Origin of the sequence: Candidatus Oscillochloris fontis, assembly GCF_004138135.1 — a bacterium.
Taxonomy (GTDB): domain Bacteria; phylum Chloroflexota; class Chloroflexia; order Chloroflexales; family Chloroflexaceae; genus Oscillochloris; species Oscillochloris fontis.
Genome location: NZ_RYFD01000031.1, coordinates 22,717 through 37,845, shown reverse-complemented (window position 1 = coordinate 37,845; position 15,129 = coordinate 22,717). Strand labels below are relative to the sequence as shown.

Below are 15,129 nucleotides of genomic sequence, written 5' to 3'. Positions count from 1 at the left end.
TGGTTTCGTTCATCGCAAATCGATGATCACAATTCCGATTATACATCTAGATTCGGGTGTCCCGTGCGCTAAAATAGGCGGATTTAGAGCTATCTGTGAAAATCCGCGCAATACGTACATGGGTTACAGATCCTGATCCATATCGGCATCCGAATCATTTGCATCCCATGCTTTCCCCCGCGCCGCGATCTTTGGCAAGACCTCCTGAACCGCCGGGAGCATGCGTGGTGGAACGTAGATGATCGAGGGGAAGTAGATTACAAGGCTATACCGGGGGGCAAAGCGATCAATGTCGAGGTAGTCCATGGTGCGCTTGCGTTCACGGAGGCGGATTGCATTGAGCCGATGGACTCGTGCATCAAAATAGACCCGCTCATAGAAGAGTTCATGGCTGCCAAGCGCGACGGTGGCAGGGGACGTGGCACGCATGATGTTTTGCGCAGCTTGATGGTTGATGATCTTCACAGGAAGGATCATCAACCCACCAAATGCGACACCGATGGCGAGGGCGATGAGCATCGCCACGAATCCCTCTGGAAAGCCCTCCTCCAAGCCAATAAAGAATCCGGTGAGGAGTCCGACCCCGCCAAACATGGCGGGTAGACAGCCTAAGGGTGGCTGGTTACTCTGCATCTGCTCGTAGAAGAGACTACGTACCTGTTGCCACTCCTCTGGGGTATAGACCCAGCGCACCAAAGGGCGATTGCTGCCCAGAAATTCGGCTCCGTGGCGCGCATTGGATCGCCCCGCAACCCAGAAGATGATCTGGGTGAAGAAGAAGGTCAGCCCCACCATCCCCAACGCATAGCCGAGTTCCTCAACTCCGGTGACAACCGCGATGATGATGCCGAAGACGCATAGCCCCACCAAGCTCCACAGCACTGGCCATACTTCGGCACCGACAGGACGGAAGGAGGGTACGGTAGGCGGCTCATCTGTGGTCATAGGGGTCAGCGCGGGTTGTGCCAGTGGGCGATCACAGGCGCGACAACGCCGCGCCCCTGGTTCTTGGGGCGCACCGCAATGGGGGCAAAATCGGGGTTGGGATGACATACGGGATCTCCAGATTCTGCGCTGTTCAGTCTGCAGCGCTGGCGTGGATGATTAATCGGCACACGGCGCATGATAGCAGCGTACCGCCACACCCAACCAGCCCACAACAGCCACTGAAGATCCTGGGTTGCTGCCCTTGGAACCTAAAACATCCGCGCTGCCACACCCAGCCACGAATCACCCTCGGTGTCATATTGTTCCGGATGTGGATCGGGAGGTGCTTGGATGAAGGGACGAATAGGCGTGTTGTGGCTCAGTTGCCACTGTACCGCCGCTTGAATGAAGTTCCAGGGCGGCAGTGTCGCAATCAGTTGGAGGTTTTCGACGGGGCTACCTTCCTCATCCAAAAAGCGTAGGATGCGCTCGATGGGGTTGCGCGCAAACATCTTGGCAAAGATCGGCTTGAGTTCCTGGCCATAATGATCCATCAACTCCAGCATGACGGCATCGAGCAGGCGGTAGCGCTGCGAATCGCTCGGCACGGCAAAGGGGTGCCCGTGGGTAAGCAGTGAGGAGAGGATTGCCGCACTATCGCGCTGGATGCGCACAAAGGCATAGCCGGTGGTCGGTTTAACCCGCCCACCCTTCGTGCCTATCGCCATCACCCGCTGCCCAATCTGGCGCGGGAAGGGGTGATCGGTGGCGGGGATGACGCCTTGCTCCTCGTCGAGGATTTGGTACTCGGCAACCTGCAACACCTCAGTCACATACTCCTGCAACGCCTGGGCGTATTCTTCGTGGCTGAAACGGGCATCCGAAAAGACCGTGAATTCCACCAAGGCGCGCCGGGTGGAGAAGGGCAACACGTAGAAGAAGCGCGTCTCGCCCTCCTGGGGGGTGCGGAAGTCCATGAGCGTGGCCGCATCAGGGCGAAAGACATCCTGGTTGGTCTCGATCTCCCAGCCCTTAAAGTGTAGCTGCAAGTACTGGTAGCGTTCACTCTCTGGCACCTGGGTAGGGCGAAAGATGCTATCAAAGACCCAGGTTGCCTGATAGATCTGCTCACCACAGATCACCCGCGCAACCTCCGAGCCATCTTCAATCTGGGCCACGCAGCCCTGTATGCGGGTGACATTCGGGCAGGCATCGAGGGCGGCATGAACGAAGCGGTAGAAATCAATCCCCCGGATGACCTGGTAGCGATAGTCCTTGAGATCCAGATGCTGCTCACGCGCATCATCCGCGAGGTGCAGGTAGTCCCACGAGTGGTAGACGATGGGTTCAAAAGGGGTCGGGGCATCAGTCCAGAAGGCCCAGGTGCGATCATTCTGGTTTTTGGTACCTGAGTCTATCAGTAAGATCGAGCAATCCCGCAAGGGACTGGAGATCATCTGGTAGGCGAGGCTCAGTCCTGCCGCCCCGCCCCCAGCGATGATGATGTCATAGTGTTGCATAGCGCTCCCCTCCTAGCCTGAGCGCACTATCAATGTCTGTGTAGGACACTAGGTTAGACGCGCACTTCGGCGTTCTTGTTTCTAGCCGCCCGCCTGCTGCGCTACGAGCGTCACAAAGACATCTTCTAAGGAGGGGTCTATATGTTCGGTATGCACGTCCTCGATCCCGGCTGCTCGCAGCGCCTCGGCAATCTGCGGGCCACGCAGGGCTGCATCATCCACAATCGCGTGTAGCCGTGCTCCGTGGGGCGCGATTTCGCGCACCCCTGGGTGTGCGCCAACCAGATCCCGCGCTTCGTTCTGCGGCGAACCCTCGATCTCTAAGACCTCACCCTTGATCGTACCATGCTTGAGTCCCATGGGGGTGTCGAGCGCCACCAACTTGCCGCCATACATCAAACCAATCCGGTGGCAATGTTCCGCCTCGTCCATGTAGTGGGTGGTGACAAAGACCGTCACCCCGTCTTGGGCGAGCGTATAGATCAGTTCCCAAAAAGCGCGCCGCGCCTCTGGATCAACCCCACCCGTCGGCTCATCCAAAAAGAGCATGCGCGGGCGATGCACAATCGCACAGGCCAGCGCCAGACGCTGCTTCCAGCCACCAGAGAGGTTCGCAGTCAACTCACGCTCGCGCCCGGTCAACCCGGCCATGGCGATCAGTTCGGCCATACGGGCGGTGCGTTCGCGGCGCGGCACTTCATACACATCGGCATAAAACTGAAGATTCTCACGCACCCGCAAATCTGGGTAGAGGCTAAACTTCTGCGACATATAGCCAATGCGCGCCTTGATCGCCTCACTCTCCCGCCCAATATCAAACCCCAACACCCGCCCATGGCCGGCGGTGGGGGCGATCAGGCCACACAGCATGCGGATCGTGGTCGTCTTACCCGACCCATTCGGGCCAAGGAAGCCAAACACCTCACCTGGCTCAACCTTCAAGCTGACATGATCCACGGCCACAAAATCGCCAAAGCGCCGGGTCAGGTCTTCCATTTCAACGGCATAGGAGGTTGACATACGATTCCTCTTTGGGGTACACAAAAAACCTCGTGTTGACGCCAAGGCGCAAAGACGCAAAGGTTGCGAGTGGGATCTCTATTCAAGTCTTTGCGCCTTGGCGTCTTTGCGTCAAGACGAGAAGTTTGCACAGTCACTCAGTTTGCAGCCCGTTGCAAATACATAAAGACCTCTTCCATCGTCGGTTGGATGCGGCGCAGGCTGGTGAGGGTGATTGCATGCGGAGCCAGGGCGGCACGCACCACCTCTTCAGCCAGTTCCTCTTCCGCAATCACATGCAGACGATCTCCAAAGATCTGCACCCCGTGTACCCCTGGCAGATCATGCAGATGCGCTTGAGCACCCTGGTAGGGCTGCGCCTGCACCTCCAACACCACCCCTGGCACTAGGCGCTGCAACTCCCTCGGCGTCCCGGTGGCCATCAGCGCCCCGGCCCGCATGAACCCCACCGCATGACAGCGATCCGCCTCGTCCATGTAGGGGGTCGAGACCAGCACGGTCATACCATCCTGAGCCACCGCGTCGCGCAGGATGTCCCAGAACTCGCGCCGCGAGACTGGATCAACGCCGGTCGTGGGTTCATCGAGCATCAAGACATCGGGGCGATGAATGAGGGCGCAGGCGAGGGCCAGCTTCTGCTTCATTCCGCCAGAGAGGGCATCGGCGCGGCGGGCTTGGAACGGGGCGAGGCGGCTAAAGGCGAGCAGGCGGGTTATCAGTTCTGCGTGCGAGGCACGCGGCACCCCATACACTTCGGCGAAGAACTGCATATTCTCGCGCACGGTGAGATCCCCGTACAGGCTGAAGCGCTGGGGCATATAGCCAATCCGCCGCCGCACCCCCTCCGGGTCGCGCACCACATCCACCCCCATCACATGCGCCACACCCGCATCGGGGCGCAGAACCCCACACAGGATGCGCAGCGCCGTTGTCTTCCCCGCTCCATCCGGGCCAACCAGGCCATAGATTTGGCCCTGCGTGACCTCCAGGTTCAGACCTGCCACGGCCTGGATTGACCCAAAGGAACGCCGCAGGTCAGTTGTGGTGATCGCAAGACTCATGGGTGTTCTCGTTATTGATTGACTAATCAATCATAAATGTACCACCTCAGCGCCAAATTGCAAAGGGCTTCTTGTGCCCAATACGCAAAAGATCGGCTCTCCCAGCAACATTTCTTCCCCTGCCTACGTCACAGTTGGCAGAAGGAATACAGCACGGAACGAAGTTCCACCAACATAGAGAGAGACGACCATGACCAGCAAACTTCAGCGCACGCGCAACGATAAGATGATCGCCGGGGTTGCCAATGGCCTTGCCCGCTACTTCAACATAGATGTGACCATCGTCCGCTTGATCTTGGTCATCCTCTTCCTGCTCCCGCACGGGATCGGGTTGCCAATCTATGTCATCCTCTGGATTGTGATGCCAGAGGAGCCAGCCCTTGATGTGCCGCGCTACGACCCGTATACGGGGCAGCCGTTAGGCTAGGTTGAAGCGAAGAAGGGCGGGCGGGGATGTTCCCCGCCCGCCTTTGTATTACCCGCGCATGCGGAGCCAAAGCGCCTGGGTGGCCTGCTCTATCCGTTGGAGTAGTGCTTGGGTCGCGGGATCATGAGGCACCGACTCCTGGGTCAGTATCCACTCCAGATGCTCCGCGACCTCGTTCAGCATGGTACCGAGTGTGGCTTCAGCCTCGCCCTGGCTGCCCAGAATCACACCAGGCTGTTCTTCTTCACCCATATGTGGATAAGCCACGAGAACAGGCTTATCCACAGGATTGTGATGTACTTCACCCATATGTGGATAAGCCACGAGAACAGGCTTATCCACAGGCTCAGCAGCTTCTTCGCGTTTAAAGTTACGCCGTGCCCGGCGCACATCGGCCACCTTGGGGGGACTCGGCGCTTCCAGCAACTGGTTCAGCACCTCTGGGGGGGTTGAGGCACGCGCCAACTCACCCGCCACACTCTGGTTGAGCCACCCAGAGCGAAGTTTCTCGGCGAAGGCGGGGTATTGCTGGGAACGCAGATAGATATTGATCTGCACCTCAGCCTGATCGGGGCTAACACCCATCACGGACAAGAAGAGCAGCCACTCGCCCTCCTCGGCCAAGTTACGCGCCTCGGTCATGGCGCGACACGCCTCCAGCAACGCCTCACCCACCCGGCGGCGCGAACGGATATAGCGCAGCGCCAACTCGCGCAGCGGGGCGGAGAGCGCCGCCGCTTCGGGCGGGAGGGGTAACACATCGTCGAGATGGATCGGCTGGGTGGTGGAGAGTTCGTAGATCGGTTGGCGCGGATTCACCACCTGCTCACGCGAGCGTTTGAGGTTGTCAATCGAAAAGCTCTTCTTAGCCATGGCGTGCGATGACCTCCTGTGTGAGTTGCGCGTAAGCGACGGCGCTACTACTCCCCGGCGCATAGCGTTGGATGGGCTGACCGACTGCGGGGGCTTCAACCAGTTTCACATGAAAGGGTATCACCGTCTGATACACCAACTCGCCATACTCCTGACGCGCTGCTTGGTCAACCGCCATATTGACCGAGGTGCGGCGATCTACCATGGTCATCACAATCCCCCCGATATGCAGGCGGGGGTGGAATTGCTGGATCAGGCGGATCGTCTCCTCCAGATGTGCCATGGCGTTGAGTGCAAAGACGTGCGATTGCAGCGGGACAAGCACCGCGTCAGCGGCGGCCAGCGCATTCAGGGTGAGCAGGCCGAGCGAGGGCGGCGAATCGATCAGGATATAGTCATACGCCTCCACCAACCCGCTCAGCGCCCGCCGCAACAGCAACTCGCGCCCGACATGCCCAGCTAACACCATCTCTGCGCGGGCTAACCCCAACGTCGCCGGGATCAGATCCACCCCATATGCCGTAGTCAGCACCACCTGGCCAATCTCACGGCTTGGTTCGAGCAGCAGATCATAGACCGTTTGGGTCAGAGTGAGCGGATCAATCCCTACCGCCTGGGTCAGATTACTCTGGGCATCCATATCCACCAGCAACACCCGTCGCCCCAAGCGGCCTAGCTCAACCCCTAACGAGAGTGTGGTGGTGGTCTTGCCCACGCCCCCTTTTTGCATCGCAATCGCTAAGATGGTCATGCCTGGTTGGTTCCTTCTTGGGAATCTCTTTCGGCTATCTGCTGGCTATGATAGCACCTACCACGCATGCAGGAGGGGCGAATACTTCGCCCCTACTCCACCATCACCCCATCTGCGGGCATCCCCGGCTTGAGTGCGTGGTCGGGGTTCGCAATCTCAACCCGCACCGCAAAGACGGTCGTCGCCCGCTCATCTTGGGTCTGCACGTTACGTGGGGTGAATTCAGCCTCCTGCGCAATAAAGGTGACAACCCCGGTAAAGATCCGATCTGGGTAGCTGTCTACCGTTACCTGCACCTGCTGCCCTGGGAAGACGCGGCCAATATCTGGCTCGGCAATGTAGAGGGTGAGCCGGACTGTTTCGAGTGAGCCGATGGTCATGAGCACGCTACCCGGCAAGACCTGTTCCCCCTCGTGGATGGGCCGGGTGAGGACGAGTCCCGCACGTGGAGCGCTGAGGGTCGCTTTGGCTAACTGGACTTCGATCTGGCGCAGGTTGGCTTGGGCTTGGCTGAGTTGGGCCTGTGCCGCCTGTACCTGCTCCGGGCGCGCTCCAGCTTGCGCTAACGCCAGCCGTGCTTGGGCCTGGCTCAGTTGGGCATCTGCGGCGGCCAGTTGGGCCGCTGCCGCGTCTACCGTCGCTTGCAGTTGCTGCGGGTTGGATCGCATGGCCAGCATTTGGTCTAACACCCGCTGCGCGTTGGTGAGGGCAGTCTGCGCCGCCGCTACATCTTCCTTGCGCGCACCGTTGCGCAGCTTCTCAAGGTTGGCGGTGAGGGCCGCCACCTGGCTCTCGGCTGCTGCCACCCCGGTCTGCTCGTTCTGTACCGCACTCTCCAAGGCCATCTGGGCTTGGTTGAGCGCCTCCTGGGCGTTCTCTACCGCCCGCTGGGCTGCTGTCTCGGCATCGAGTTTCGCTTGGGGTATATCTACGCCACGATCTGCCAACGCACGGTTCTCCCAGTAGATGCGGCTATAGCCATCCTGGGCGTTGCGTAGGTTGTTCGCCGCCTGGGTCACGATACTCTCGGCCTGGGTTTTGGCCATAGAGAGCCGATCCCGCGTGGCCTGAAGATTGGTCTGGGCCTGGGCCAGTTGGGCTTCGGTGGCAGCAAGATCCTCAGGCCGACTCCCCGCCTGCACCTGCTCCAAGGCACGCTGGGCCGAATCGCGGGTGGCACGCGCCTGCACCACCTGGGTGGTAAGTTGTTGCGGGTTACGCAGCGCTTCGAGTGAGTTGGCATGCGCCGCCGCTGCCCCATCGCGCAGCGCCTGAGCCTGGGCTACCGCAGCTTCCGCCGCCACAACATCCTCCGCCCGGCTACCCGCTTGGAGTAGCGCCAGATTGGCTTCGGCAACCGCGACGCCCGCTGCGGCCTGATCGCGCTGGGCCTCCAATAAGGCGGGGTCAAGCGTAGCCAGAATCGCACCCGGCTCAACTTCATCACCTTCATCAACCAGAAGGGTCTGCACCCGGCCCGCCACCTCACTACTCACCAACACCTCTTCGGCCTCGATGGTGCCCGAACCGCTCAGCAGCGCGGAATCGGCACTGACGGTTTGTTGGTTTAGCCACCAATAGCCACCACCAATGAGGGCGGCAAGCACCAAGATGGGGATGATGATTCGTGCGCGATGCTGCATAGAAGACCTCTTATTGTAGCTGCTCACACTTGGAGTAACCAGAATCCTCGTATTGACGCCAAGGCGCAAAGACGCAAAGGTTTTGATTAGAATCTATCTTGAACGCTTTGCGTCTTGGCGTCTTGGCGTCAAAATCGGGATGTTAGGAGAACAATGAACAGATACCTCGCCTAGTCTAGCCGCTTGCGGAAGCGCGCTGAGGCCAGGATGATCAACACGATGCCAAAAATGGTCAGCGCCACGATCTGGTTGCCCAGTTCGGGGATGCCGATCCCCTTGAGTACAATTCCGCGCACCACGACCAGGAAGTAGGTGAGAGGAATAAAGCCACTCACATATTGGAGGGCGAGCGGCATGGCGGCAATGGGGTAGATGAAGCCGGAGAGAAAGATCGAAGGTAGAAGGGTGAGGAAGGTGAGCAGAAAGGCTTCCTGCTGGGTCTGCGCAATGGTGGAGATGAATAACCCAATCCCTAACGAGGAGAGCAGGAAGAGGCACGAGATCCCAAGCAGCAAGAGTAGGCTCCCCCGAATCGGCACCTGAAACCAGAAGGTTCCGATCACCAGCACCTCAACTGTGATCAGGAGCGCAACGAAGGCAAAGGGGAGGATTTTGCCCACAATGAGTTCCCATGACCGAATCGGGGTGACAATCAATTGCTCAATCGTCCCACGCTCACGTTCCCGCACAATCGCCGAGGCGGTGAGCAGGGTGGCCTGAATCTGCAAGATTATGCCAATCAGTGCCGGTACCATAAAGTAGGCACTCGCCATGTCTGGGTTGTACCAAACCCGCGTGCGTACCTCTATCGGGCTTGCCAGCGCTACCCCACCCGCCCGCCGCGCCAAGTTCTGTTGCTGGATCGTGGTCGCCTCGACCTGGCCAATCAGACGGGCTGCGGAGAGCGAGGAGGAGGCGACCGAGGGGTCAGAGCCATCCAAGACGAATGCGGCTTGGGCGGTGCGCCCACTCAGCAGATCGGTCGCATACGCAGGTGGGATGATCAACCCGGCTTGGGCCTGCCCCGAATCGACCAGCCGCGCCAGATCTTCCTCACTCGTGGCCACTTGTGTCACCGCAAACTGCCCCGATGCCACAAAGGCTTCAACTAAGCGCCGACTCTGGGGCGTGCGGCTCTGGTCATACACGGCCAGCGGCACATTGCGGACATCCGATGTCGCTGCGTAGCCCAGCAGAATGAGCTGGAGCAGTGGCATCACGAACATTACCGCTAGGGTGCGCGGGTCACGGATGATGTGGATGAATTCTTTGCGGATAATCGGCCAAAGATGGGTAGCCATCCAGATCTCGCTTATTGATAGTCAGTAATTTGATTGATTGACCAGTCAATCATAAATGTAGCACTGCCCCCGCCCACAACCAAGTTAATCTTTGGCGACAATTGGAAGCCAAGACGTAACATCTAGCAACGAAGAAGCTATTGCGGCAAGGTAGCCGATCTGTGCTACGATTCAGAGGAATACAGACCAGCGAGACATAGGACGCTATGCACGAGCGCGGCCCGATTAACCCAGACGCATTACGCGGTATTGATAGCCAACCCGTTATCGGCACGAGCCGCGCCATGCTAGACATGCGGCGGGTCGAGGCACATATTCGCCATGCCACCGAGAATGGTCGCCTGAATGGCCCCACGACGCCTGTTGAGTACCTCCGTTACAACCATTGCCTCGTGGATCTAGAGGGTGAGGAGGTGGCGACCCTGGCCGGGTTGATGTGTTTTGGCTATAACCCGCAGGATCTCTTCCGCCAGGCGGTGATTGATATTGGCCATTGGCGCGGTGCCGACCCGCTCTCGTTTGAGGTGGTACACCTTGAGAAGAATATTGGCGGGACGCTGTTTGAACAGTTGACACGGGTGGAAAATTATCTCTGGACGAACATTCACCACGGCATGCGGCTCAATAACCGCAGCTTCCAACGCAGTGAGGTTCACGAGTACCCGCGTGCGGTGCTACGTGAGCTGTGTGTGAATATGATCGCCCACCGCGACTATACCAACTTCCGCGCTGCGGCCCGCGTGCATCTCTTCCGCAATCGCATCGAGTGGATCTCGCCCGGTGGTCTGCCGCCGGGGGTCACGGTCAATAACTTGCTCCATGAGCAGGTGGCGCGCAATCCGGTTATGCTCAATATTCTGTTTGAGGCCGGTTTTGTGGAGGCGATTGGCCAGGGGTTGAATACGGTTGTCTATCTGCTTGAGCGCGAGGGTATGGCACGCCCGGTCTTTACCGATACCGGGGCGTCGTTTATCGTCACTATCTATGGGCGTCCGCTCGACATCTTCTATGGCGGTAAGATCTACCTCAACCTGAACGAGCGCCAGCACAAGATCCTCTCGCTGCTGCGCGCTCGCCCCGGTCTCTCGCCACGCGATATTGCGCTCGAATTCCCCGGACGCTCGCGCCGCTCGGTGCAACGCGATCTGAGTGGGTTGGTAGATGCGCAACTAATCACGGCTATTGGTGAAGGCCGCGCCTTGCGCTATGACCTCATCAACCAAACCCCCGATGAGTTTGAAGGCTAGAACCGCGCCAACCGCGCCAAAAAATGGCGCGGTTGGTGGATCATGCGGCCTTTATGAGTGATTGATGAGAACCGCGCCAAACCATGCCAAAAAATGGCGCGGTTCATGCCCAAAATGGCGCGGTTGCCCTCTTCCATGTGGCGCGGTTCATCGCTATGATAGTGGTAGATACCTGTTCGGCATGAAAAAGAGCCCTGACACCTGAGTGGAATCTCGTAAGGTGTCAAAGCTCTTCTTCAGACGGTTCGCGATTGTGACTACTGTCGCTACCACCATCCACAACTAACAAACCGAGCTACAGCTATTTCATCGTAGCAGCCAAAAACTGAACTGTCAAGACCTCTGCTGGGGGATTTTTTGTCGTGGACTTGGATCGAACCCATGCTCCGATATATATATAGATCTACCTCCAGTCATTCAAAGGAAACCGTGTACATTGTTGACAAGCAAAAGATTCGCCATTACTATATTGACGTAGAAAAAACAAATGATCGGCGGAGAAACTCCACCGACCATCACCAGAGGCTTGACTATCGTCTGATCTTCCCGCGCCTAGCGGCGCTTGCCGAATTGAATATCGCACACAGCGGGTTGACCCATTGTGGCGTACATGACAAAGCCCCCTGACCCCACTAGCCGGCCAGCAAGTGGTCAAGAGGGCAAATGTACAATCGCAATGTAAGAGCCAATGCCAGGCTAGGCCAATCCCAATCTCAATCCCAATCCGCTGTTATCCTAGCAGCTTTGCTCAACTCTGTCAAGAGTTTGGGCTCTGGGAGTTGTTTGCTCTTCAGGCTGCTGAAGTAGGACATGTATGACCGCGCAGCTTCATACATTCAAAGGCATCCCACCGCTCCGGCTAACCAGCCAAGCGCGCCAAGAATATGCCGGTGCCTGCCCCTTCTGTGGCGGCAACCATCGCAGTGACCGTTTCCGCGTCTGGCCAGAGCAGAACCGCTACTGGTGCCGCCAGTGCAACCAAAGCGGCTGGTTGGATTCAATCATGGGGGAGCGCGGGCAACAGCCCCTCCCACAGTTTAAACCCGCCAACGCGCAGCGACACGCGGCCCCAACGCCCAACCCGACACATATTCAACACTACCGCGAGTTGTATGCAGAGATCGCGCTATGGGCGCACGCCAACCTGTTGGAAGAGTGCAACCCAGAACCATGCGCCTACCTACACAAACGCGGTCTGAGCGATGCGACCATCGGAGCCGCACTGCTCGGCTATGCCCTGCGCGACCCGAATTCCCTGCCCGACTATCTGCGTAAGGAGTGCCCGGAACTCATCACCTACGGAGAAGCGGCAGGCGTCCTCATCCAGCGCAACGGCAAACTCCAGACCCACCCCAACCTGCTTGGAACCCTGGTGCTGCCCTACATGGATGGTGCGCAGATCGTGGATCTGCGCACCCGCAGCTTCCCCGGCAAGGGCTACCGCTCGCTCCCCGGCGGCTACATGGCTCGCGGAGCCGACCGCCCCTTCGGCTGGAACGAAACCGCGAAGAACAACACCATCCTCATCACCGAGGGCGAATTCAAAGCCCTCGCAGTGACCCAAGCCTACCACGACGGGCGGCTGAGCGCCCCGGCCATCGCCCACCCCGGCCTAAGCTACATGCACTCCGAGTGGCCGCGCTTACTCACCCAGCGCGAGGTACGCACCGTCATTCTTGCCTATGATAGCCAGCCGCGCCCGCAGAAGGATGAACACATTCATCTTGCCCCCGAAGAGATCTGGAGCATCCGCCATGGTCTCAACCTCGAAGCTGCGGGTCTCACCGTGCGCGTACTGCGCCTACCGCTCACGGCAGACGCCGACAAAGCCGACCTCGATGCCTTCCTGCTCGCCCATGGCCCCAATGCGCTTGAGCGGCTGATCAGCGGCGCACCCTCACTGGCCGACTACCACGCCAGCCTCCCGCACACGCTCCTGAAGACCGCCAACCTCCCCGAAGCGCAGCGCTACCCGCGCCACCGCGCCCGCCCGAACCGCGTTGAAGCGTCCGGGGATTCTGCTACCGGAAAACTTGAGACCACCACCAGCTTTGCCGAGGCCCGCGAATCCATCCCCCAGCTTGTGCAGCAACACGCCACCAGCGGCGAAGGCTTCCAGATACTCGCCCACCCGCCCGGCGTGGGCAAAGGCCACGGCACCACCGCAGGGCTACAGGCATGGCTCACCAATAGCCCCAATGCGGGCCGTATCGGCTGGACGGGGTTGCGCAAAAACCAGCACGAGGATCAACATGGCCTCAACCTCACCCCGCTGCATGGGCGCAACGAGGACAACTGCCAACGCCTACACGAAGCCCACGCCCTCGCATCCAAAGGCTACCCCGTGCGCGAAGCGCTCTGCCAGCGCCGCTGCCCCTTCGTTAGCCGCTGTACCTACCTACGCCAGTTCAGGGATGACAACGACCACTTTGCATCCCAACAACTACTCCTCGCAACCAACTGGTGGAAAAAGAACCGTGTAATGGTGTTGGATGAGTTTGACCCAGCCCAACTCACCCATCGTGTCACGCTGACCATGTCCGACCTCACCGCGATGTATCAGGCCACCCACGAGCCGCACGCCCGCGACCTTCTGCGCTGGCTGAGCAGCCTGATGATCGAGAGCGGCGGATGCAGCCTACGCGGCAGCACCCTGCTTACCGCCCTGGCCAACATCGCCACCCGCGAGGGCCAGCACCTGGATCGCACGCTCTACGCCGCCAAACAAGCCCTACCCAGCAACAAAGAACACGCGCTCCTAGTCGGGCTGCCCAACGGGGCCACGCTGGCCGACTACCACGCCCTGCCTCCCGGCCACTTGCCAACCCTCGTGCGCCAACTAAACCACGAGGCGGAGCGCATGCTCGGCGGGCAAATCTTCACCAGCCGCCTCGAACTGCGCAATGGCAAAATCACCCTCTTCTTGCGCTATGAGCACCTGATCGCCCAACTCGCCCGCCCGGAGCAACCCAAGATCCTGCTTGATGCCAGCTCCATCCCGCATCTGCTAGAAGCGATCTTCCCGAACACACCGATCCAGACCATTCAACCCCACATCCGCATCCCTGGGGTGGTACGCCAAGTACTCCGCAGCAATTGGGCCAAGAGTACCCTACATGGCGAGCGCAAAACGGAATGGCACGATGCCGTCGCCAGCTACATCCGCCCCGAACAGCCCACCCTGATCGTCTGCACCATGGAGCACGAAGAGGAGCTACGCACCACCCTGCATGCACGCGGGCACCAGAACATCGTTGTCGCCCACTACGGGGCGCTACGAGGTTCCAACAGCTACAAGGGGTACGATGTCATCCTGGCCCAGGTCTACCACCCCAACCTGGACGCAATCATCTACGAGGGGCGGGCCCTCTTCGCCGATGACCCCACCGCGCTTGATGAGCGTATCATCATTGCAGAGCGCACCCTTCAGGACAACGACGGATCATACTGGGAAGTCCAGGTTCCCACCTTCGCCGATGCACGTCTGGCCGCGCTGCTCGAACGCCACCGCGAAGCCGAGATGGTACAGTGTGCGCTGCGCGGTCGCCCGTTCGACCACCCAGAGAGCCAGATCACGCTGATGTTCAGCCTACCGCTGCCGGGACTCACACCTACCACGATCATCCCCCCAGAGGTGGGGCCAACCAGCAGTAGCGGGCGCAAAGCCGCCAGCCTCCACAAACTGATCCGTGCCGGCCAACATCTGTGCGCAGCGGGGCAGACGCGACTCAGCGTTGATGACCTAGCTCAAGCAGCGGAAGTAAGCGTCGTCACTGTACGCACCCACTGGAAGGAGTTAGCCCATGCACTCACGATGGAGACCAGCACCGAAACCATCCGCCCACCAGGGAAACGTAGCTACAAGCGGGCAATTTTGGTCATGCCGCACGCAGAAGATAGCGCATCAGAAAGCCCAATGAGCAGAGATCAAGCAGATAATAAGAGTCCTATTATCTGCTTGATCTCTGCTCATGGTACGGATCAGGCAGATGTGATCAGTGCTGAACCTGATCCATTGCCGCTACCTGATCGCGAGCCTGAACTGATAGCTACGCCTGAGCAGTATGAAGCATGCGTGCCCACGCCGCAGCCGAGCTACTCAGCGATACCCCACATCCAGCGGGATCGTGGAGCCAGCATCACCCAACTCCTCCATCCCCAGCGCAGCCAGCCGCCACCAGATAGGCTGGAATCTGCTCACCGACGTGGGCGAGACGCGGTGGAATCGTCTGGAGCGCGCGAGATTCTCCGTATGTTTGGCAACGAGCCACGCCCTCCATAAGGCAGGGGTGCTACAGGTGTCTGACCGATTGAACCCGCCGCAAGCCGCCACGCTTTAGCCGAGCGGTGGCGGGTTGG

At 59.4% G+C, this 15,129-nt stretch carries 11 protein-coding genes; 3 read left to right on the top strand and 8 right to left on the bottom strand.

The window, feature by feature from the left end:
- Positions 1-123: 123 nt before the first annotated feature.
- The 4 genes from EKD03_RS12400 to EKD03_RS12385 form a co-directional block, all read right to left on the bottom strand.
- Positions 124-945 carry a hypothetical protein gene (locus EKD03_RS12400; protein ID WP_129631088.1) on the bottom strand — a complete coding sequence of 274 codons (822 nt, stop codon included), beginning with the start codon at positions 943-945 and terminating at the stop codon, positions 124-126.
- 251 nt (positions 946-1,196) lie between these two features.
- The gene (locus EKD03_RS12395) at positions 1,197-2,447 is read right to left on the bottom strand and encodes a lycopene cyclase family protein (RefSeq protein WP_129631086.1); all 1,251 of its coding nucleotides are present in this window, start codon (positions 2,445-2,447) and stop codon (positions 1,197-1,199) included.
- Between the two features lie 81 nt (positions 2,448-2,528).
- Positions 2,529-3,467, bottom strand: coding sequence for an ABC transporter ATP-binding protein (locus tag EKD03_RS12390; RefSeq protein WP_238613509.1), 939 nt, complete (start codon positions 3,465-3,467; stop codon positions 2,529-2,531).
- A 137-nt stretch (positions 3,468-3,604) separates the two neighbouring features.
- A complete protein-coding gene (locus tag EKD03_RS12385; RefSeq protein WP_129631083.1) occupies positions 3,605-4,528 on the bottom strand; it encodes an ABC transporter ATP-binding protein in 924 nt (307 codons plus the stop codon).
- 190 nt (positions 4,529-4,718) lie between these two features.
- Between EKD03_RS12385 and EKD03_RS12380 the strand changes: the two genes are divergently transcribed.
- On the top strand, positions 4,719-4,955 hold the full coding sequence (locus EKD03_RS12380) for a PspC domain-containing protein (protein WP_129631080.1): 237 nt from the start codon (positions 4,719-4,721) through the stop codon (positions 4,953-4,955).
- Positions 4,956-5,003: 48 nt separating this feature from the next.
- Here EKD03_RS12380 and EKD03_RS12375 read toward each other — a convergent pair whose 3' ends face one another.
- From EKD03_RS12375 to EKD03_RS12360, 4 genes are all read right to left on the bottom strand, one after another.
- Complete coding sequence (locus tag EKD03_RS12375) at positions 5,004-5,828, bottom strand: hypothetical protein (protein ID WP_129631077.1); 825 nt, start codon at positions 5,826-5,828, stop codon at positions 5,004-5,006.
- A complete protein-coding gene (locus EKD03_RS12370) occupies positions 5,821-6,579 on the bottom strand; it encodes a ParA family protein (protein ID WP_129631074.1) in 759 nt (252 codons plus the stop codon). Before EKD03_RS12370 ends, EKD03_RS12375 begins: the two co-directional genes overlap by 8 nt.
- 92 nt (positions 6,580-6,671) lie before the next feature.
- The gene (locus EKD03_RS12365; RefSeq protein ID WP_129631071.1) at positions 6,672-8,222 is read right to left on the bottom strand and encodes an HlyD family secretion protein; all 1,551 of its coding nucleotides are present in this window, start codon (positions 8,220-8,222) and stop codon (positions 6,672-6,674) included.
- Positions 8,223-8,392: 170 nt separating this feature from the next.
- Complete coding sequence (locus EKD03_RS12360; RefSeq protein ID WP_129631068.1) at positions 8,393-9,523, bottom strand: ABC transporter permease; 1,131 nt, start codon at positions 9,521-9,523, stop codon at positions 8,393-8,395.
- Positions 9,524-9,729: 206 nt separating this feature from the next.
- Here EKD03_RS12360 and EKD03_RS12355 point away from each other — a divergent pair, with 206 nt between their 5' ends.
- Complete coding sequence (locus EKD03_RS12355; RefSeq protein ID WP_129631065.1) at positions 9,730-10,770, top strand: ATP-binding protein; 1,041 nt, start codon at positions 9,730-9,732, stop codon at positions 10,768-10,770.
- A gap of 814 nt (positions 10,771-11,584) precedes the next feature.
- Positions 11,585-15,052, top strand: a complete 3,468-nt coding sequence (locus EKD03_RS12350; RefSeq protein ID WP_129631062.1) for a hypothetical protein — start codon at positions 11,585-11,587, stop codon at positions 15,050-15,052.
- Positions 15,053-15,129 lie beyond the last annotated feature (77 nt).